General features: G+C 39.7%; 17 protein-coding genes. 5 read left to right on the top strand and 12 right to left on the bottom strand.

Translation table 11 applies throughout. From position 1 onward, the window contains the following. Positions 1-87: 87 nt before the first annotated feature. Complete coding sequence (gene argJ, locus J7R12_RS00395) at positions 88-1,320, top strand: bifunctional glutamate N-acetyltransferase/amino-acid acetyltransferase ArgJ (protein ID WP_126602449.1); 1,233 nt, start codon at positions 88-90, stop codon at positions 1,318-1,320. 135 nt (positions 1,321-1,455) lie between these two features. After that, on the top strand, positions 1,456-1,869 hold the full coding sequence (mutT, locus tag J7R12_RS00390) for an 8-oxo-dGTP diphosphatase MutT (protein WP_126602451.1): 414 nt from the start codon (positions 1,456-1,458) through the stop codon (positions 1,867-1,869). A 332-nt stretch (positions 1,870-2,201) separates the two neighbouring features. Here mutT and J7R12_RS00385 read toward each other — a convergent pair whose 3' ends face one another. From J7R12_RS00385 to J7R12_RS00370, 4 genes are all read right to left on the bottom strand, one after another. After that, positions 2,202-3,065, bottom strand: a complete 864-nt coding sequence (locus J7R12_RS00385) for a C40 family peptidase (protein ID WP_126602453.1) — start codon at positions 3,063-3,065, stop codon at positions 2,202-2,204. 151 nt (positions 3,066-3,216) lie between these two features. Then, complete coding sequence (locus tag J7R12_RS00380) at positions 3,217-4,584, bottom strand: leucyl aminopeptidase family protein (protein WP_126602455.1); 1,368 nt, start codon at positions 4,582-4,584, stop codon at positions 3,217-3,219. Positions 4,585-4,597: 13 nt separating this feature from the next. Beyond that, positions 4,598-5,542, bottom strand: a complete 945-nt coding sequence (gene coaA / locus J7R12_RS00375; RefSeq protein WP_234924823.1) for a type I pantothenate kinase — start codon at positions 5,540-5,542, stop codon at positions 4,598-4,600. 175 nt (positions 5,543-5,717) lie between these two features. Continuing rightward, entirely contained in the window at positions 5,718-6,707 is a 990-nt protein-coding gene (locus J7R12_RS00370) for an asparaginase (RefSeq protein ID WP_126602459.1), read from the bottom strand. Between the two features lie 221 nt (positions 6,708-6,928). On the opposite strand from J7R12_RS00370, the gene hslV reads away from it, so the two are divergent. Then, positions 6,929-7,510: an ATP-dependent protease subunit HslV gene (gene hslV / locus J7R12_RS00365; RefSeq protein ID WP_126602461.1), complete on the top strand. Its 582-nt coding sequence runs from the start codon at positions 6,929-6,931 to the stop codon at positions 7,508-7,510. Next, positions 7,511-8,821 carry an ATP-dependent protease ATPase subunit HslU gene (gene hslU / locus J7R12_RS00360; RefSeq protein ID WP_126602463.1) on the top strand — a complete coding sequence of 437 codons (1,311 nt, stop codon included), beginning with the start codon at positions 7,511-7,513 and terminating at the stop codon, positions 8,819-8,821. 19 nt (positions 8,822-8,840) lie between these two features. Here the strand turns inward: hslU and J7R12_RS00355 are convergent, their stop codons facing one another. The 3 genes from J7R12_RS00355 to rpsO form a co-directional block, all read right to left on the bottom strand. Next, entirely contained in the window at positions 8,841-9,839 is a 999-nt protein-coding gene (locus J7R12_RS00355) for a class I SAM-dependent methyltransferase (RefSeq protein WP_126604009.1), read from the bottom strand. Between the two features lie 72 nt (positions 9,840-9,911). Continuing rightward, a complete protein-coding gene (gene pnp / locus J7R12_RS00350) occupies positions 9,912-12,047 on the bottom strand; it encodes a polyribonucleotide nucleotidyltransferase (protein WP_126602465.1) in 2,136 nt (711 codons plus the stop codon). A 259-nt stretch (positions 12,048-12,306) separates the two neighbouring features. Beyond that, entirely contained in the window at positions 12,307-12,576 is a 270-nt protein-coding gene (gene rpsO, locus J7R12_RS00345; RefSeq protein WP_126602467.1) for a 30S ribosomal protein S15, read from the bottom strand. 321 nt (positions 12,577-12,897) lie between these two features. Here rpsO and J7R12_RS00340 point away from each other — a divergent pair, with 321 nt between their 5' ends. After that, positions 12,898-14,526, top strand: a complete 1,629-nt coding sequence (locus J7R12_RS00340) for an MFS transporter (protein WP_126602469.1) — start codon at positions 12,898-12,900, stop codon at positions 14,524-14,526. Between the two features lie 449 nt (positions 14,527-14,975). On the opposite strand, the gene truB is transcribed toward J7R12_RS00340, so the two are convergent. The 5 genes from truB to nusA all read right to left on the bottom strand — a co-directional run. Further along, entirely contained in the window at positions 14,976-15,935 is a 960-nt protein-coding gene (gene truB, locus J7R12_RS00335; RefSeq protein WP_126602471.1) for a tRNA pseudouridine(55) synthase TruB, read from the bottom strand. A 4-nt stretch (positions 15,936-15,939) separates the two neighbouring features. Further along, positions 15,940-16,347 carry a 30S ribosome-binding factor RbfA gene (rbfA, locus tag J7R12_RS00330; protein ID WP_126602473.1) on the bottom strand — a complete coding sequence of 136 codons (408 nt, stop codon included), beginning with the start codon at positions 16,345-16,347 and terminating at the stop codon, positions 15,940-15,942. A 126-nt stretch (positions 16,348-16,473) separates the two neighbouring features. After that, positions 16,474-18,996 carry a translation initiation factor IF-2 gene (infB, locus tag J7R12_RS00325; protein WP_126602475.1) on the bottom strand — a complete coding sequence of 841 codons (2,523 nt, stop codon included), beginning with the start codon at positions 18,994-18,996 and terminating at the stop codon, positions 16,474-16,476. Then, positions 18,993-19,628 (bottom strand): RNA-binding protein, encoded by a 636-nt coding sequence (locus J7R12_RS00320; protein WP_126602477.1) that lies wholly within the window; start codon positions 19,626-19,628, stop codon positions 18,993-18,995. Before J7R12_RS00320 ends, infB begins: the two co-directional genes overlap by 4 nt. Next, positions 19,629-20,560: transcription termination/antitermination protein NusA (gene nusA, locus J7R12_RS00315; protein WP_208439024.1), on the bottom strand; the 932-nt coding region annotated here is incomplete at its 5' end. It lies immediately after the preceding gene.

The raw sequence follows: 20,560 nt of genomic DNA, 5'->3' as shown, positions 1-20,560 counted from the left end.
TGCTGGGTGATTTAATAGATTTGTTCCATTCAAAAGCTTAGCAGTTTTTTGTGAGAGATCATTATCTGTTTTTATGGAAAGCGTACTGTGATTTTTAAAATATCTCCTTTGTCTCCCCAAAACATACAGGAGCTTCCGCCGTTATCTGGTGTTCGAATAGCAACAGCTGAAGCTGGGATTAAATATAAAGGTCGTGCAGATCTTCTTTTTATCATATTCGATGAGCCAGCAAGTGTGGCAGGTGTTTTTACACGTTCAAAATGCCCGTCTGCCCCTGTGGAACATTGCCGCGCATCGCTTCCTCATGGCGTTGCTAGGGGGGTTGTTGTTAATGCGGGGAATGCAAATGCCTTTACCGGACGCAAAGGAAGGCATACCACAAATGAAATCATGTATGCAGCCGCAAGCGCTTTGAAGGCTAAAGAAAATGAAATTTTTATAGCTTCTACAGGTGTTATCGGTGAGCCCATGGATGCATCGGCGATTGTAAATCTTTTACCAAGTATGACGGAGACAGCAGAAAAAGGGAACTGGTTGGCAGCTGCAAAAGCGATTATGACAACCGATACATTTCCAAAACTTGCTACACGCAGATTTGATTGTGGAGGAGAGACCGTTACTCTTAATGGGATTGCAAAAGGTGCTGGTATGATTGCACCAGATATGGCAACAATGCTCTCGTTTGTTGTAACTGATGCAGGTATTTCCTCAGATATACTTCAATCGATGTTATCAGAGGCAGTTCAGGACTCTTTCAATTCGATCACTGTCGATAGTGATACCTCAACATCAGATACACTCATGATGTTTGCAACAGGAAAAGGAAATTTTCCCTCCCTTATATGTAAAACCGATCCACGTTATGGTCTCTTTATGAGACAATTAAGTGCACTGTTGCATGAGCTCGCATTACAAGTTGTTTGTGATGGTGAAGGTGCTCGTCATTTAATTGAAGTTAATGTGATTGGTGCTACAACAGATAATGCTGCGAAGACGATTGCCTTCTCAATTGCAAATTCACCACTTGTAAAAACGGCTATTGCCGGTGAAGATGCTAATTGGGGAAGGGTGGTTATGGCTGTTGGTAAAGCAGGTGTTGAAGCCGATCGTGATCTCTTAACAATTTGGTTTGGTGAACATCGTTTAGCTGTCAATGGCGAACGTGATCCTGAGTATTGTGAAGAGACAATAGGTGCTTATATGCAAGGCAAACACATTACAATTCGTGTTGATATTGGCTTGGGTAGAGGTAAAGCGACAGTTTGGTCTTGTGATTTGACAAAAGAGTACGTTATGATTAATGGCGATTACAGAAGTTAACGGATGCACCATAAATTTGACATTGGATATTTGTATATTTCTTCAGAGAGAATTAGGTATTGAAATTCTTCCATCTTGGAGTAGAAGGCGTTATAGAAAAGATGGTTATCCTTACTATTCCTAGTGGAGAGTGATATGCATATAAAAAGTTCACTTCTTCTTGTCGTTGCATGCGCATTATTGGATCAAGATAAGCGTGTTTTGCTTACAGAACGCCCTCAAGGAAAATCATTAGCTGGTTTATGGGAGTTTCCTGGTGGAAAGGTTGAAAAAGGTGAAACTCCAGAAGAGTCATTGATCCGTGAGTTAAAAGAAGAACTTGGTATTTATGTTCAGGAAAATAACTTATTACCCTTAACATTTGCAAGTCATACTTATGAGACATTTCATCTCTTAATGCCATTGTATCTCTGTTATCATTATGAAGGCCTTGCGCAAGGACGAGAAGGGCAAAACTTACAATGGGTTTTTATTGGTGAACTTGATCAATATCCTATGCCGGCTGCTGACAAACCATTGATTCAGCTCTTGAAAAAATTTCTTCTTTAATGGAGCAGTGAGAAGACAATACTGCTTAATCAAATCCTTATCTATAATATACGGTAATTTCATGAAAGTTAGTAAGCCGGCTGATAATCTTTTACAATATCTCCAAAACGCATGAATAATGTTAATAAAGATTTTTAAATGAGTTCTGATGAGCTTTAGGAAAAGAGTAAATAATGAGCTCTTCGATATAAATAAACTTGTGAAAGTGTTTATTTATTGAGGGGTTAGTAAATCACTCCAATCTACAGGATGATTTTCAGGTTCGAAGTAGAATCATGGGGGAATGTAACAATGTAAGTATTATTTTTTGATTGGGGTTATAAGAGCACATATTATGTTTTCTGCATTGGGCGGCGCTTTTCTATGGGATATTGATGTTTTTGAGCGATACGCATAATAGCTTTTTCCAGAGGTTCAATCATAACATCCATAGAGAAACCATTTGCATGAATAATATTTTCCTGATCAATCATAATGGCGACATGACCTTTCCAAAAAATCAAATCACCTCGTTGAAGTTTATCATGATCTGTAAGTTGTTTGCCTATCGTTTTCTGCTGCATGTCAGTATCGCGTAAAACCATTTGGCCGGACATTATCATGGAGAGTTGGACGAGTCCCGAGCAATCAATTCCAAAACCACTAACACCACCCCAAAGATAAGGTGTACGTATAAAAGTTTCGGCAACCGTAACATAATCTTCATACACGCGCCCAATGGGACTGAGATGATGGGTAAAGATTGCTTTTCCATTTTCAAGTATAGAATACATTGTGCCATGGACTTCAATTTCATCAACAACACTTACTTTGCTGCCCATGGATAAAGAACACTCCATTGGTCCACGTAAATCAGCCTGTAAATATTGGAAAGTGCGTGGTACTGAAACGATATGTGTTTGTTTTATGTCTGATGTACAAAGAACTGTTGTGTCAATATAACCGACATAACCATCTTTGAGAGATTGTCCCCATGACATGTTTTCTCCTTGTTCAAAGATAAGGAGCTCTTCTCCTAATAAGCACTCTGTTTGTCTTTCGCTTTTTTTATTGTTTTCTTTAAAAAGTCCAGCGACAGCTGTATTAACACGTTTTTTTTCACCTTGAACGAAACGCTGTGCTGTAATTTCTGTTTCAAGACGTTTATCTGCTAAATCATCTCTGAATGCATATAATCGGGGATCTTTAAGAACCATCTGTTGACCTTTCATTTTTCTTTAAAGGTAAGATCATGACAACTATATTGGTAGGATTTTTCATCCTCAAATAAAGCACAAACGTAATCTAAAGCAATAAATAAAGAGCTCCTAAATTTCCAGAATTATTCAACTTTGTGAATATTTTGTGTCAATTTTTAAAGAGGTTATAAAGAGCACGAATAACTTGTGCAGAACCGCCGACAGGGAAACCTGGTTTTTCTTTTGAAACCCACCCATAAAGATCAAAATGCGCAAAATATTTAGCTTTTTCAACAAAAGAGTTCAGAAATAAAGCGGCAACTGTGGAACCTGCAAAGTTATTTCCACTTATATTATTAAGATCAGCAATTGGTGATGATAACATTTCCTGATAAGGTTTCCAAAGTGGCATTTGCCAAACAGGATCTGAAACAGAATAAGCAGATTGAGCAATTTGTTGGGCCCATTCTGAATCATTGCAATAAAATGCGGCAAGATCTGGTCCTAATGCTATATGTGCAGCTCCTGTTAAAGTTGCCATACAAAGCATGAATTGTGGACTTTCTTCATCACCATAGGTAAGCGCATCAGCAAGGACAAGCCGGCCTTCTGCATCTGTATTACCAACTTCTACACTTAAACCCTTACGACTTTGGAGGATATCGCTTGGTCTGTAAGCATTGGCAGAAATTGCATTTTCAACGGCCGGAATCAAAACACGTAGACGAAAAGGTAATTTGGCATCCATAATAAGTTGAGCCAATCCCAAAACATGTGCCCCCCCTCCCATGTCTTTTTTCATGAGTGACATGTTATTGGCTGATTTAATATTGAGACCTCCAGTATCGAAGGTTACACCTTTACCAACCAACGTTATTTTAGGATGTTTTTCTTGTCCCCAGTGTAGATCAATGAGTCGTGGTGCAGTGCTGCTGGCTCGTCCTACGGCATGGATCATTGGAAAATTATGTGTTAAAAGCGCATCTCCACAAATGCTTTGAACATTCGCACCATAAGTTTTCCCCAATTGGCGTGCTTCTTTCTCGAGGGTGTCAGGATTCATATCATTGGCTGGAATATTGATGAGATCACGCACAAAAAAGACGGTTTTATAAATCCGTTGAAGTTCATCAAAATCAACCCTATCGCTGACATAGAACGATAACATTTTGGAGAAAGAGTTTTGACGATAGCGGTTGAATTGATAACTTCCAAATGCCAATCCAAGATAGCTCTTTATTTCATGGGAGGCTGTTCCTTCTAAATGCCAATGTCCAGCAGGAAGATTTTTAACAAGAAGCCCTGTGATAAAAGGTTCATCACCGTTGCCAAGTCCAAATAAAACTTTTTTTAACTGCCCATTTTCGTGAGGAATGAAGAGTATTTGTCCTGCTTTGCCAGTAAAATCATTAACTTTCATCCATGTTGTTGTTGATGCATCAAGCGATAATTCAGCAAGATCTTTTTGGTTTACCAAAAGTATGGGACAGCTATTATCAACACGTGTTGCGCTAAAATGAATGTGATGTAAGTCCATATTGATGAAATCCTCATAATCGTCGAAGTGCGACATATTCAACCAAATGGTCTTTTCCTTTACGGAGAATGAGATTAGACCGTGGTCGTGTTGGCAATATATTTTCTTGTAAATTTTTCAAATTAATGGTTTTCCAAAGGTCTTCAGCGATTTTTAAAGCTTCTTTTTCGGTAAGATGTGCATACCGATGAAAGTAGGATTCAGGATTTTGAAAAGTTGTTTTACGCAAACGTTTGAAACGTTCCAAGTACCAGTGACGAATGATTTCTGTTTCAGCATCTACATAGATTGAAAAATCAAAAAAGTCTGAAACAAAAGGAATGATTTTCCCATCTTTAGGAAGATCACTGACCTGTAGCACATTAATTCCTTCAACAATTAAAATATCGGGGCGATCAATGATAATTGTTTGATTTTTCAGAACATCATAGGTCATATGTGAATAAAGTGGGGCGCTAACATTACCTATACCGGCTTTTATAGCAGAAAGAAAGCAGAGTAATTTTTTAATGTCATAGGAATCAGGAAATCCTTTACGATTCATACGATTTTTTTGCTGTAAAACAGCATTAGGGTAGAGAAAACCATCCGTTGTAATCAAATCAACTTTAAGACTAGATGTCCAACGTTTCAAAAGTTCCTGAAGAATGCGAGCGGTGGTTGATTTTCCTACCGCAACAGAGCCAGCAATCCCAATGATAAAAGGCGTTTTTTTTGTTCCTTTTTGATGTAGAAATTGTTGACGCTTATGAAAAAGTTGCTGTACTGCTTCAACATGGCATAAGAGCAGACGTGATAAGGAAAGATAAATACGTTGTACTTCTTCAAGATCAATGGGATCATCGATTGAGCGCAAACGTTTAATTTCATCAAAAGTCAAGGTTAGCGGTGTATCTGCACGAAATTGGGACCACTCCTGTGCAGTAAAGACACGGTAAGGCGAATATTGATCAGAAATAGATTTGACCAAGTTATCTTCTTGATCAATTTTTGAGAGAAGCGTATCAATCATTTGTGTTGGTCGAGAATTCTTTTGCTTAGTAATTAATGAGAGATAAACAGGTAAATTATTTCCTATTCAAATGCGCTTTATTGTGCATGTTCTCTTCTTTAAAATAACAGATAGTCTTTCGTTAGCTTATAGTCCAGTTATTCCATTGTGCATTGATTTGTGCCAATGAGTATCCTTGTGCCAAAAAAGTCCACAAAAGTAAACGTGCTTTTACTGCTGATAAATAACCAGACATAAGGGCACCAGAAGCAATCATATCAACTTCTGAACCTTTATAGCCATAAGTTTTGCGGGTTGTTGATCCAGTGCAGGTACGGCTAGCGATAATGATTGGCATTTTTGGTGTATATTGTCGTATGATGTCTGCTTCTTCAAAACTGCAGTGTCCTGATCCAAAACCGGCAATGACAAGTCCAGCATAATGCCCACTTTCAAGGCAGAATTTCATTAATTGTGTGTCAGAGGATAACGAGGAGTATAAGAGTGCAACTTGATGATCATAGTTTTGTGGAAGATCAAATGTTTTTGGAAAAAATTTTTGATCATTAAAATAAACTAGGTTTCCTTCTAAAATAGTGCCTAAAATACCAACGAGGCCTGACTGAAATGTCTCAATTTTGACGGTATGGCTTTTTTGGACCCAATAAGGTGAATGAATGGTATCATTGATAACAACGAGAACGCCTCTGTTTCGACTTTGTGGATGAGCAGCAACGCGGGTTGCTGCTAAAAGATTAGCTGGTCCATCAGCGCCTGCTTCACAGGGTATACGCATAGCACCAGTTATAACGAGCGGTTCCGCTTTATCCCAATAAAGGGAAAGAAAAAAAGCAGTTTCCTCCAGTGTATCGGTACCTTGGGTTAAAACAATACCTTCTGCACCAGCTTTTATTTGTTGTGTTGCCCACTCTATGATTTCAAAAAGAATCTTAAAAGATAAAGATCCGCTCGGTAATTGTGTTAATGTTTGCGCGTGAATATGAGCAACTTTATTTAAATCGGGAACACTTTTGATAAGAATATCTGAGGTTAATGTTGGTTGCATTTGGCCAAAATTGTCCGCCGCCATTGCAATTGTTCCTCCCAATGTTCCTATGGCTATTTTTTTCATCATTTTTCCTTTAAAAGACGCAAACTATTTACAAAAACTATTTAGCAACAATTTGCATTGATAACAATGATATCATTTTTTTTATTCCAATAAATTGAATTGTGCTGAAACATTGTGTTTTGCAGTGTATGTTCTTAAATAAAGGCAATAGTGATTGGATTTTACATTTGATGAAAAGAAAACAATATTAAGAATAGAGGTCAATATTAATGAGTTTCCTTATGGAAGAACATAAACCAGACATAATGTATGGTACGACTATTATTACTGTGCGAAAAGGTGGCAAAGTTGTGATGGCTGGTGATGGACAGGTGTCACTTGGGCAAACGATTATGAAAGGTAATGCACGCAAAGTTCGTCGTATTGGGAAGGGCGGAACAGTTATTGCTGGTTTTGCAGGTGCTACAGCGGATGCTTTCACTTTATTGGAAAGATTGGAAACGAAGCTTGAGCAATATCCTGATCAGCTTATGCGTGCATGTGTAGAACTTGCAAAAGATTGGCGAACAGACCGCTATTTGCGTCGTCTCGAAGCAATGATGCTGGTAGCTGATAAGAAAATAACTTTAGCTTTAACAGGGCTGGGCGATGTTTTAGAGCCAGAAGATGGCGTTATGGCAATTGGTTCTGGAGGCAATTTTGCTTTTTCGGCTGCTCGAGTACTCATGGATATGGACTTGGATGCAGAAACCATTGCTCGTAAAGCTATGGATATTGCCGCTAAAATTTGTGTTTACACCAATGATCATTTTACGATTGAAACATTGGATGCAGAATTATCATCTTTAGAGAAAGCTATTTGAATGTGTGTTGTATTTTCCCCTCGTGAGACTGTTTCTGAACTTGATCGTTTTATTATTGGCCAAGATGATGCCAAACGTTCTGTTGCTATTGCATTGCGTAATCGGTGGCGTAGACAGCAGCTTGATGGTCCTATGCGTGAAGAGGTTATGCCAAAAAATATCTTGATGATAGGGCCAACAGGTGTTGGTAAAACAGGTATAGCGCGTCGATTAGCAAAACTTTCTGGAGCGCCTTTTGTTAAAGTAGAAGCGACTAAATTTACTGAAGTTGGTTATGTAGGACGTGATGTTGAGCAAATTATTCGCGACCTTGTTGAGATTGCCATTTCTCTTGTACGTGAAAAAAAACGAGAGGAAGTCAAAGTAAAGGCGCACGTTAATGCTGAAGAGCGCGTTTTAGATGCCCTTGTTGGAAAGACAGCAAGTCCCGCTACCCGTGATAGTTTTCGCAAAAAATTGCGTGAAGGTGAATTAGATGAGAAAGAGATTGAAATTGAAGTAGCCGATAATAACAGCAATAGCGCTTCGACTTTTGATATTCCGGGGATTCCTGGTGCGCAAATGGGAATTATGAATTTGTCAGATATTTTTGGCAAAATGGGAGGGCGTACAAAGGTCCGCAAAACGACAGTAAAGGATGCTTTTAAACCCCTCATGGATGATGAATCTGAAAAGCTTCTTGATCAAGATCAAATTATACAAGAAGCACTCCGTGTTACGGAAAATGATGGAATTGTTTTTATCGATGAGATTGATAAAATCGCAACCAGAGATGGTGGGGCAAGTGCTGCCATTTCACGTGAGGGTGTTCAACGGGACCTTTTGCCTCTGGTTGAAGGAACAACAATTGCTACAAAGTATGGTCAAGTCAAAACAGATCATATTCTTTTTATTGCATCAGGCGCGTTTCATGTTTCTAAGCCATCTGATTTATTGCCAGAACTTCAAGGGCGTTTGCCCATTCGCGTAGAGTTAAATGCTCTCACAAGGGAAGATTTACGACGTATTCTAACCGAACCTGAAGCTAGTCTGATTAAGCAATATATTGCTTTAATGGCAACGGAAGAGGTTCATTTAGAAATTACCGATGATGCGATTGATGCTTTAGCGGATATTGCTGTAGATTTAAATGCAAGGATTGAAAATATCGGGGCACGCCGTTTGCAAACGGTGATGGAACGTGTTTTGGATGAGATTTCCTTTACAGCGCCAGATAAAGCTGGAACATCCTTTACAGTTGACGCTGCTTATGTGAGACAATCTATAGGTGAGCTTGCTGCTGATATAGATCTTTCACGTTTTATTCTTTAGAGTTATTGCTTGTTTTCGTCTAGCGGCGTGCTTCTATAACTTTGAAACCATGGGCTTTTTCATGTATCAATACTGTGCGAAAAATATCTTTTAACAATGTCTCATAAGGCAGGTGGCGGTTAGCAACAAGAAGCAGATTGCCACCTGGCTTTAGGTATTTTGCTGCCTTTATAATAAAATGCTGTCCTAATGAAATGTCTGTTGTTTGCTGCGTGTGAAATGGTGGATTTGAAATGATGGTATCATACAAATCTGTGATCGGTTCGTGCACGAGATCATGCCAATAAAAATGAATCGGACAAGACGCTGTTTTGTGTTTAAGGTGTTGTTTGGCTGCTCTCAAAGCGTTGTAGTCGGCTTCATAGAGGTCAAGAGCTGTTAGTTTTTCACTTTGTTCAAGAGCCGCGAAAGAAAGAAAACCCCAACCAGCACCAAAATCAGCAGTTTTTCCGCAAATAATTGTGCGCATATGGAAAGCAAGAGCGGCAGATCCCGGATCAATACGACCGTGTGAAAACATGCCCGAAGTGGTCTGAAACTTATTTTCAAAAGTCAGCGGTGGTGAGCGCAATTGAGCAATATTCTGTCTTTCTATTTGTTGTGGAACTTGAAGCCAGAATACCAGTCCATGATTTTTAGACAATTTATCAGTAACGGGAACAAATGTTTTGATCCATTTCATCATTGAGGCAGCGCCTACAGTTTTATTTCCAGCGATAACAATCCACCCACCAGGCTTAACGCATTCTAATAAATCAAGAAAACTATTTTGGTTAAAACCACGATATTTGCTCAAACGTAAAAGTGCACCATCATAGGTGAAAGTTTTATCTATTTGAGGAGTGCAGTGAAACTGAGCATTGGCAAATTTTAAAAAATCTGGTCGCCAAGGCGTTATAACTTTTAAATTTTGTGCCCATTCTGGATCAGGAACTTCTGTTAAACCAAAACCCAACCAAGATTGACTTGGACTGGGAAGAGGGAGGCTATGGTTTTTAAAAGGTAAAAACAGCAACACATATGGCTCTTTCAAAGAAAAAATGCCATTCTGATATGAGAATGGCATTTTATTTTATGACAAGAAGGCAAATTACCCTTCTTTTACTGGCCGATCATTTGTAATTTCTTTACCGGTTTGTTGATCGATGATTTTCATTGATAACCGAACTTTACCACGTTCATCAAAGCCCATTAATTTAACCCAAACTTTATCACCCTCTTTAACAACATCTGTTGTTTTTGTAACACGTTCTGATGCGAGTTGAGAGATGTGAACGAGTCCATCACGTGAACCAAAGAAGTTTACAAATGCACCGAATTCTGCAGTTTTCACAACTGTTCCTTGGTAGATAGCACCAACTTCAGGTTCATCAACAATGGAATGAATCCAGCGTTTTGCTGCTTCAATGGTTTTAGCGTCGGCAGAAGCAATTTTAATTGTTCCATCATCTTCAATATTGATTTTTGCTCCAGTTTGTTCAACGATTTCTCGAATAACTTTACCACCAGAGCCTATGACATCCCGAATTTTATCAACAGGAATGTTCATAACTTCAATACGTGGAGAAAATTCGCTGAGTTCAGCACGTGCACTGGTTAAAGCTTTAGCCATTTCGTTAAGGATATGGATTCGACCCTCCTTGGCTTGTTCAAGTGCGATTTTCATAATTTCTTCGGTAATACCATCAATCTTGATATCCATTTGTAAAGCAGTAATACCATTTTCTGTTCCTGCTACTTTAAAATCCATATCCCCAAGATGATCTTCATCTCCTAAAATATCGGACAGAACAGCAAAGCGTTCCCCTTCTTTAATCAAGCCCATAGCAATACCTGCAACAGGGCGTGCCAGAGGAACACCAGCATCCATGAGAGCGAGTGAAGTTCCGCAAACAGTTGCCATGGAAGATGATCCATTGGACTCAGTAATTTCTGAGACAGCACGAATGGTATAGGGGAAGGATTCCTTAGATGGCAACATAGGATGAAGAGCACGCCACGCTAATTTACCATGTCCAATTTCACGGCGACCAGGAGAGCCAAGCCGTCCTGTTTCACCTACTGAAAATGGCGGGAAATTATAATGAAGAAGGAACGTCTCCTTATACATTCCCGTTAAGGAGTCAACATATTGTTCATCTTCACCAGTTCCGAGTGTTGCAACGACAATAGCTTGTGTTTCTCCGCGGGTAAAGAGTGCTGATCCATGTGTACGGGGTAAAATACTCACTTCTGATTGAATGGGACGTACTTTTGAAAGGTTTCGCCCATCAATACGCTTTTGGGTATCAAGAATGTTCCAGCGGACAATTTTTGCTTGTAACTGTTTAAAAACGGTTGCGATTTGATCTGTGCTAAATTTACATTCCTCGTCCGTCTCTGGCATAAATTTGTTGGTAATTTCCGTTTTTATGGCATCAATTGCAGCATAACGTTCTTGTTTATCTGTAATAGTGTAAGCCTTTCGTATATCTTGTTCAGCCATTTCCCGCATGGCTTTTTCAAGATCAGAAAGATCTTCGGGAACAAAATCGCGTGGGTCTTTTGCAGCAACTTCGGCAAGCTTGATGATCGCATCAAGAACAGGTTGAAGGCCTTTATGCCCAAACATAACAGCACCCAACATGATGTCTTCCGGCAATTCATGCGCTTCCGATTCAACCATCAACACAGCACTTTCTGTTCCGGCTACAACAAGATCAAGTTTTGATTCCGGCATTTCATCGATATGAGGATTGAGAACATATTGTCCGTTACAATATCCGACACGGGCACCAGCAATGGGGCCCATGAAAGGAACACCTGATAAGGTTAATGCGGCAGAAGATGCAATCATCGCGAGGATATCGGGATTATTCTCGAGATCATGTTGTATAACGGAAACAATGACTTGTGTATCATTTTTATATCCATCGGCGAAGAGGGGGCGAATTGGACGATCAATCAAGCGTGAAACCAAAGTTTCATTTTCAGTTGGTCTGCTTTCCCGTTTTAAATAACCGCCGGGGATTTTTCCAACAGCATAAGATTTTTCTTGATAATTAACGGTGAGTGGAAAAAAGTCTTGGTCTGGTTTTGGACTTTTTGCTGATACAACGGTTGCTAAGACAATAGTTTCTCCGTAGGTAGCAATCACGGCACCATCAGCTTGACGGGCTATTTTTCCTGTTTCGATGGTGAGTGGCCGCCCAGCCCATTCAATTTCTATCTTGTGCGTTTTGAACATTTTTTATCCTTAATGACCAGTGTTCATATTTTTAAGTGCTCACATTCTGGTTTTGCGGAGCATATTTTAAAGCTATGGGTAGCATAACAAGACACTTCTGTTTATTCGCGAGAAGAGAGAAGTAAATCGCAATTTAAAGACGAAGCAACGAGCAATCCTGCCCCATGATGATTATTCGCCAGTTTTTAAGTTTTTAACTAAAAGCAGCAAGCTGAAAAAATGGGCGGCTTTTTAGAAAGACCACCCACCCATTTTTCTTTTAGCGGCGCAAACCTAACTTTTTGATAAGTGTCTGATAACGATTTTGGTCAATTCCTTTCAGGTAATCAAGAAGACGACGACGTTGAGAGACCATCTTCAAAAGACCACGACGAGAATGGTTATCCTTTTTATGAGATTTAAAATGGTTAGTTAAATTAGAAATGCGTTCAGAAAGTACAGCAACCTGTACTTCTGGTGATCCTGTATCACCGGCTTTATTGGCGTATTCTGCAACAAGAGCTTGTTTACGTTCAGCTGTAATCGACATCGTATTATCCTTTCAAAAAATAAAGAAACAAAAGTCACCCATAGCCGAGATGTCGTTCAGCAAGGGTCTATGAAAAAACAAGAAGAGTTGAAAACTCTCACCTGCTTTAGCATTTATATAGGAAAGGAGGTTAAAATACTAGTCCTTAAAAGCATCTTGAAGACCTTCTTTAGAGGAAAGGATTTTGTTTTGAAATATTGATTTTAAGAGGGTTTTATGAGAATTTTTAAAGAATTATGCATCCTTTTGATACAAAGATGACTGCTTTACAGAGTGCGTGTGTGGTAAGAAAAGCGATAAATATCGATTGGGAGGCAAAAGATGCAAAGCATTTCAACATTAAAACTTTTTCGTAATTCGGTATTTCGAAATTTGTGGTCATCCACTCTTATTTCTAATTTAGGGGGGCTTATCCAAGCTGTAGGAGCAGGGTGGTTAATGGCGTTGATAAGTTCTTCGCACTCCATGGTCGGACTTGTTCAAAGCGCTACCACATTACCACTTGTGGTATTTTCTCTGATGGCAGGGGCATTAGCTGACAATTTTAATCGGCGCCAAATTATGTTGTGTGCCCAGATTATAATGATGGTTATATCCATGAGTTTAGCTATTTTATCCTATATTGGCTTTTTAACACCAGGGATTCTTTTATGCTTTACGTTTTTGATTGGATGTGGAACAGCCTTTTATAATCCTTCTTGGCAGGCAACAATAGGAGACATTGTGAGCAGGGAAAATATTCCTGCTGCTGTGAGTTTAAACAGTGTTGGCTTTAATTTGATGCGTAGTGTTGGTCCTGCTATTGGTGGTGCTATTATTGCAACTCTGGGGGCAGCCGCAGCCTTCTTATTTAATGCAATAAGTTACATTCCTTTAATTGGTGCTTTGTTTTTCTGGAAACCGAGCTATGAAAATAACAGATTGCCACGCGAAAGGCTTTTAGGAGCTGTTTCAGATGGTTTGCGTTATGTTGCGATGTCGCCTAATCTTCTCAGTATTATGGTTAGGGCATTCCTTTTTGGTATTGGAGCGATTTCGATTTTGGCGCTCTTACCAATTGTTGTACATAAAATTCTCGGAGGAAGTGCTCTTCTTTATGGGACATTACTTGGGTGTTTTGGTCTTGGAGCTATGACGGCTGGTATGATTAATTCATCTGTACGACGTTTTTTTCGTTTAGAGACGATTATTGCAAGTTCATTTATTGGTTTTGCCTTTTCTTGCTTTTTTTTAGCAATGAGCCGTTCATTAATTGTAAGCCATATTGCTTTGTTTCCTGCAGGCTTATGTTGGGTTTTGGCATTATCTTTATTTAATACATCTGTACAGCTTTCTACACCACGTTGGGTTGTTGCACGTGCTTTAGCGCTTTATCAAACAGCATCTTATGGAGGAATGGCAATTGGAAGCGTAATTTGGGGTGTTTTGGCTGATGGTTATTCCCCTACCGTTGCTTTGAGTGTTTGTTCTCTTTTCTTGGTTTTTGGAGCCCTTGCGGGGATAAAGTTTAGAATTCAGGAAATACCCCAAATAGATTTGGATCCGCTTGATCATTTCAGAGAACCAGAGCTTTTACTTGATTTAAAAGCACAAAGTGGTCCGATTATGATTATGATCGATTATCAAATTCATGAAAATGATCTCGAAGAATTTCTCAAAGTGATGACACGTCGTCGTCATATTCGTTTACGTGATGGCGCTCGCCAATGGGTTCTCTTACGAGACCTTGAAAGACCTGAATATTGGACAGAAGTTTATCATATGCCAACATGGGTAGATTATTTACGCCATAATCACCGTCGCATAAAAGCAGACGCAGAGGTGAATAAGCTTCTGCGTCATTTAAATCGTGCACCTGACGGTATAAGAGTTCACCGCATGATTGAACGGCAGACAATACCACAAGCCAATGAGATGCTTTTAAAATCCTCTGCTGATCAATTACCTTAAAGATAAGAGGAGGATTATACAGCTTTTTATAAACTATTATGCAGGCAATTTATTTTTATGGAATGAATTTGTTAGTATGAATAGAACAGCAGAAAAATGAGATATTGCAATGAGCACTTATGCTGTTGGTAAATTGAGGATAGATTTCTACTGAATAAACAGTGAGAGATTATAAGTATTGTACTTTTTTTAAGCTCAAGCCTTTCTCATTCTACAAAATTTTCTGAACACTAAGGATATGTGCGTATATCCAGTAATGATCAGAAATGATGTAAAACAACAAAGACAAATTATTGTGCTTTTTTATTTATACCAGAGAAGGTTGGATTTATGAAAGCCTCGCTCATTGAGGTTCTGATATGAATGATCATAAAAGGGTAAAGCAATGAAAAAAACCTTCTTCTCTTTAATTGATATAAAAAATATCTTTTTTAAGAGACTATTATGAATCAAATTGTGAAAATCCGCTTTGGTTTGAACAATCTTTTATCGAGGGAGCCTATAGCAAGAAGTTGGCCTTTGTAGATGACACAAACCTCATCTTCATCAAGAGGTACCTCGTGATTACAAAGAGGTACAGGAATACCCATCATGACCCGCTGTGCTTGGGTTTCACTAAGGGTATAATGAGAGAGGCAATCCAGTGCAGCGCCTGTTTCAATTAAAAGTGCATCAAGTGTTGAAAAGTTTATTTTGGAAGAAGTATCATTCTCATTTGTTGCATTTTTATCCAGTGCGCCCGCTTTTAATTCGTCCCATGTGATAAGATCATCTTCGCCAAAGGGAGCCACTGCGATACGCCTTAAATCAGCAATATATCCATAACAACCAAGATCACGTCCCATATCACGCGCTAAGGAACGCACATAGGTTCCTTTTCCACAGGTTATTTCAAAGAGTGAACAATCTTTGCTAAGAGTTTCTATTAATTTAAAAGTTTCTATTTCCACTTGGCGCGGTGGAATGTCAACAATCTCACCTTCTCGGGCTAGATCATAGGCGCGGTTACCAGAAATTTTAATTGCCGAAAATTGTGGAGGTGTTTGCAAAATAACACCTGTATATTGAGGAAGAAGGGCGAGTATCTCTTCTTGTGTTGGACGTTTGAGAGATGTTTTTGTTATTTCCCCCTCGAGATCGTCTGTTGAACGCTCTTCTCCCCAAGCGATTTGAAAACGGTAGGTTTTGGTACCTTGCATCACATAAGGTACGGTTTTGGTTGCTTCCCCCAATGCAACTGGTAGGAGACCAGAAGCAAGAGGATCCAGTGTCCCCGCATGTCCTGCTTTTTGTGCATGAAAGAGCCATTTGATTTGTGAAACAGCTTCTGTTGATCTCATTCCTTTTGGTTTATCAAATATGACCCAGCCAGAAACAGAACGGCCTTTTCTTTTATGTTGCCGTGCCATATTTCTAATCCTCAAGCTTATTACTATGGTGAAGATCGCGGGCTACTTCAGGTGAGCGAAGCAGGGTATCAATTTTTAAAAAATTATCAAAACTACTATCAAGTCGAAAACGCAGTTCAGGCATATATTTCATTTGACGCAACGCATGACTAATTTCTCCACGGATAAAACGGCTATGTTTATTAAGGATATCAACGACACAATCATAAGACGCATTTTTGAGAGTGCTGAGAGGAGAAATAAAGCAGGTAGCAATTTTTAAATCTGGTGACATGCGTACTTCAGAGACAGAAATCACCATATTTTTCAAGACATCATCAAGTAAAACACCGCGCTGTAGTACATGGGATACTGCGTGGCGCACTTGTTCTCCTACTCTGAGTTGCCGTTGTGATGGTCCTGCATTTTTCATCGAAATTTTATCCTTGTTACAATTACTTTTCTTTTGATCATCTTAAAAGATTTAAAAAGAACAAAGCATTTGCACATAACCTCCAATAACTTTTTTCACTTTTAGGAATAAAGCCATTGGATTATTTTATAATGTGCGATTAATATGTTCGATGCGGAAAGTTTCAATGATGTCTCCTGCGCGCATGTCCTCATAGTTTTCAAATGCTATTCCACATTCTTGACCACTTTGCACTTCATTGACTTCATCTTTAAAGCGTTTGAGTGTTTTCAGTTTCCCTTCGTGAATAACAATATTATCACGGATAAGGCGAACACCAGCACCCCGTTCTATTTTACCTTCTGTAACACGACAACCAGCAACTTTTCCGATTTTGGTGATATTAAAGACTTCTAGAATTTCAGCATTACCAAGGAAAGTCTCACGCTGTTCTGGTGAGAGTAACCCTGACATAGCGGCTTTTATATCGTCAACAAGATCGTAGATGATGTTGTAATAGCGGATTTCAATTCCTTGTGTTTTAGCACAATCACGCGCTTGTTTATTGGCACGAACATTAAAGCCAATCACAGCTGAGTGAGAGGCTTCTGCAAGAGAAATATCACTTTCAGTGATACCTCCAGCACCAGAATGCACAATGCGTGCACGGACTTCTTCATTTCCTAGCTTTTCTAATGCTGAAGCAATCGCTTCAATTGACCCTTGTACATCGCCTTTAATAATAAGAGGAAACTCTTTAACACCAGTGGTTTGTAACCTCGTCATCATCTGTTCAAGAGAACCGCGAGAACCCGTTTGTCGAGCTACAGCTTTATCACGTGCTAACCGCTGACGGTATTCCGCAATTTCGCGTGCTTTTGCTTCATGCGTGACAACAGCAAACCTGTCACCAGCTTGTGGTGTTCCCTGCATACCTAGAATCTCAATGGGTGTAGAGGGAACTGCTTCTTTAATATGACGTCCATGGTCATCAATCAGAGCGCGCACGCGTCCCCATTCATTGCCGGCAACAATAATATCAGAAGGATGCAACGTTCCTTTTTGAACGAGAACCGTTGCAACAGATCCACGTCCTCGATCCAGTTTAGCTTCAATGACGACGCCCTCTGCTGTTCGTTGAGGATCTGCTTTTAAATCAAGAATTTCAGCTTGAAGAAGAATAGCTTCGAGAAGTTTATCAAGATTTTGACCGGTTTTAGCAGAAACTTCGACTTCTAAAGTTTCTCCACCCATGGTTTCAACAAACACTTCATGTTGTAGAAGTTCTGTACGTACTTTTTGAGCATCAGCAGCGGGTTTATCAATTTTGTTGATAGCAACAATAATGGGCACACCAGCTGCTTTAGCATGATTGATTGATTCAATTGTTTGCGGCATGACACTATCGTCAGCAGCTACAACGAGAACAGCAATATCTGTAACACGCGCTCCACGAGCACGCATCGCTGTGAAGGCGGCATGTCCAGGTGTATCAATAAAGGTAATTTTTTGACCATTTTGTTCCACCTGATAAGCACCGATATGCTGTGTGATTCCACCTGCTTCACCAGAAACAACATTTGCTTTTCGAATAGCATCAAGAAGAGAAGTTTTTCCGTGGTCGACATGGCCCATAATTGTTACGACAGGCGGACGCTGCTGCATTTTCTGAGGATTATCAGCTATATTAAAGATGCCTTCTTCTACGTCAGATTCTAAAACACGTTTGACAGTATGTCCGAATTCAACAGCGATGAGCTCAGCAACATCGGCATCAATAACATCGCCCGGTTTCATCATTTGTCCCTGTTTCATGAGGAATTTAATCACATCAACAGAGCGTTCAGTCATACGCTGTGCAAGTTCTTGAATCGTAATAGTTTCAGGAAGAACAACCTCACGAGAAATTTTTTCCCTCGGTTCTTGGTTTTGCGCACGTTTAAATTTCTCCTGTCTGCGACGCATTGCAGCCATTGAACGCCCACGCGCGCTCCCTTCTTCGTCCAGAGCACTATTAAGGGTTAGCTTTCCACGGCGTCGTTCATCAGCACCTTTTACAACTTTAGGTGCACGCACTTCTAATTTAGCAGGGTTCGCACGTCGGTTATGTCGATCCTCTTCTTTGTTTTCATCTATTTTACGTTTTTCGATGACAGTTGTATTTTTAGGTGGAATAGGGATATCAATTGGCTCTACCAAAGAGAGAGTAGAAGGAGGAGGTGGAGTCTGTTCTTGTAGACTTTCTTCTTCTTGATGTATTTCTGTTTCTTGAATTGACTGTTGCAAACTTTCTTCACGTTCTTTTGCTCGTCTTGCTTCTTCTTCGGCTTGTTCACGTGTTATTTTTTCTTGGATATGCGCTTCTTCTAATGCACGAAGTCTCGCTTGCATTTCAGCAGATGAGAGATTGCTTTTAGCGATGGGCTCTTGGGGTTTTGCTTCTTCGAATCGTGGTTTAGAACGTTGAGAAGCCACATGAGGTTTGGTAATTGGCTGTTGTATTTCAACTTTTTCATCAGGACGCGTGATTTTGCGCCGTTTGGTTTCGACAACCACAGCTTTTGTACGGCCATGGCTGAAATTTTGTTTGACCGTACCTGTTTCTAGAACTGACCGCTTTAAGGTTAGTGTCCTCTTGACTGTTATCTTGTCGTTATTCTTTTCACTCATTGTACTTCCTTCACGGCTTGTGCCGTTCTTTCACCAGGCTTGCTGTGCGTGTCATCACGATAGGCGAGTAGTTTATGTATCGTTTTGAGAAATCCTTCAGCAGCTTTGGTATCCAATAAGGCCGCATGCATGACAGGATTAGCACCAAAAGCCACCCGCATTTCATCACTTGTAAATAAAGATATGTTTTTTATATTCCGACCTGTTTGTTGTTGTATTGTATAGATGGCTTGTGCAATTTTGCGTTTTCCATCTTCTGTAGCTTCTTTAGCATGAAGTACAAGAATAACTTGACCAGAACGGATAGCTGCATCAACTTTTGTTGCCCCCATGACAATGGCACCTGCTTTTCGCGCCATGGAAAGGCTTGAAAGAGCGGCCTTTAGCAAAAGTGTATCAACAATATGTGCAAGATTTTGTGCAACCTCAACATCTGTTTTAAATTTTTTCTTAAAAGCGTTTTGTTTGATTGCTGTTTCAATGGCAGAATGGCGAGCAGAAACCCAAACGCCACGCCCAGGCAAATTGGATTTAAGATCAGGGACAATTTGATTATTGGGACCAATAACAAAACGGATCAGCGTTTCTGCTGAAGCATTTTTTCTTGTCACAATGCAGGTCCGTTCATTCATTTAAACTGTATCCACGTTCAAATTATCACTTTTTTCATCTTTTACAGAACTTTCATTTTCTGCAGGAGTTTCTGTAACAAGATCAGCTTGGTCTATCCAACCTGCTTGCACACGTGCAGCTAAAATCATAGCTTCTGCATCAGCACGTGTAATATCAAATGGGGTCAGGATACCAGAAAAACTCTGTGTTTGACCTTCTTTACGTTCTCTCCAGCCAACCAAATCATCGACTGCATAACCAGCAAAATCTTCGATTGTTTTTACACCATCTTCGCCAATAGCAACCAACATAGCACTTGTCAGACCAGGAATTGTTCGCAATTCATTAGAAACACCGAGTTCTTTGCGTTTTTCATCAAGTTCTTTTTCTTTATGTTCAAGATATTCACGTGCACGGCTTTGGATTTCAGCAGCAGTCTCATGATCAAAACCATCAATGGAGGCAATTTCTTCGAGATCAATATAGGCGATTTCCTCAATGGAAGAAAAACCCTCTGATGCCATAACCTGCCCAATCATCTCATCAACGTCTAAGGATTCCATAAACAGTTTACTGCGTTCGGTAAATTCTTTTTGACGGTTTTCAGATTCTTCCTGTTCCGTTAAAATATCAATATTCCATCCTGTTAATTGAGAAGCTAAGCGAACATTTTGTCCACGACGACCAATGGCAAGACTAAGTTGATCATCAGGTACGACGACTTCAATACGTTCTGCATCTTCATCGAGAACAACTTTCGAAACTTCAGCGGGTTGTAGTGCATTGACAATAAATGTTGCAGCATCAGGAGACCAAGGAATAATATCAATTTTTTCACCTTGTAATTCTGCAACAACAGCCTGAACACGGCTTCCTCGCATTCCAACACATGCTCCAACAGGATCAATGGAACCATCGCGTGAGACAACAGCAATTTTAGCACGTGAACCTG

It is taken from the genome of Bartonella vinsonii subsp. vinsonii (assembly GCF_902825235.1).
GTDB lineage: Bacteria > Pseudomonadota > Alphaproteobacteria > Rhizobiales > Rhizobiaceae > Bartonella > Bartonella vinsonii.
Note: the sequence above shows the minus strand (reverse complement) of the source record. Positions and strands in the feature narration are given on the sequence as shown.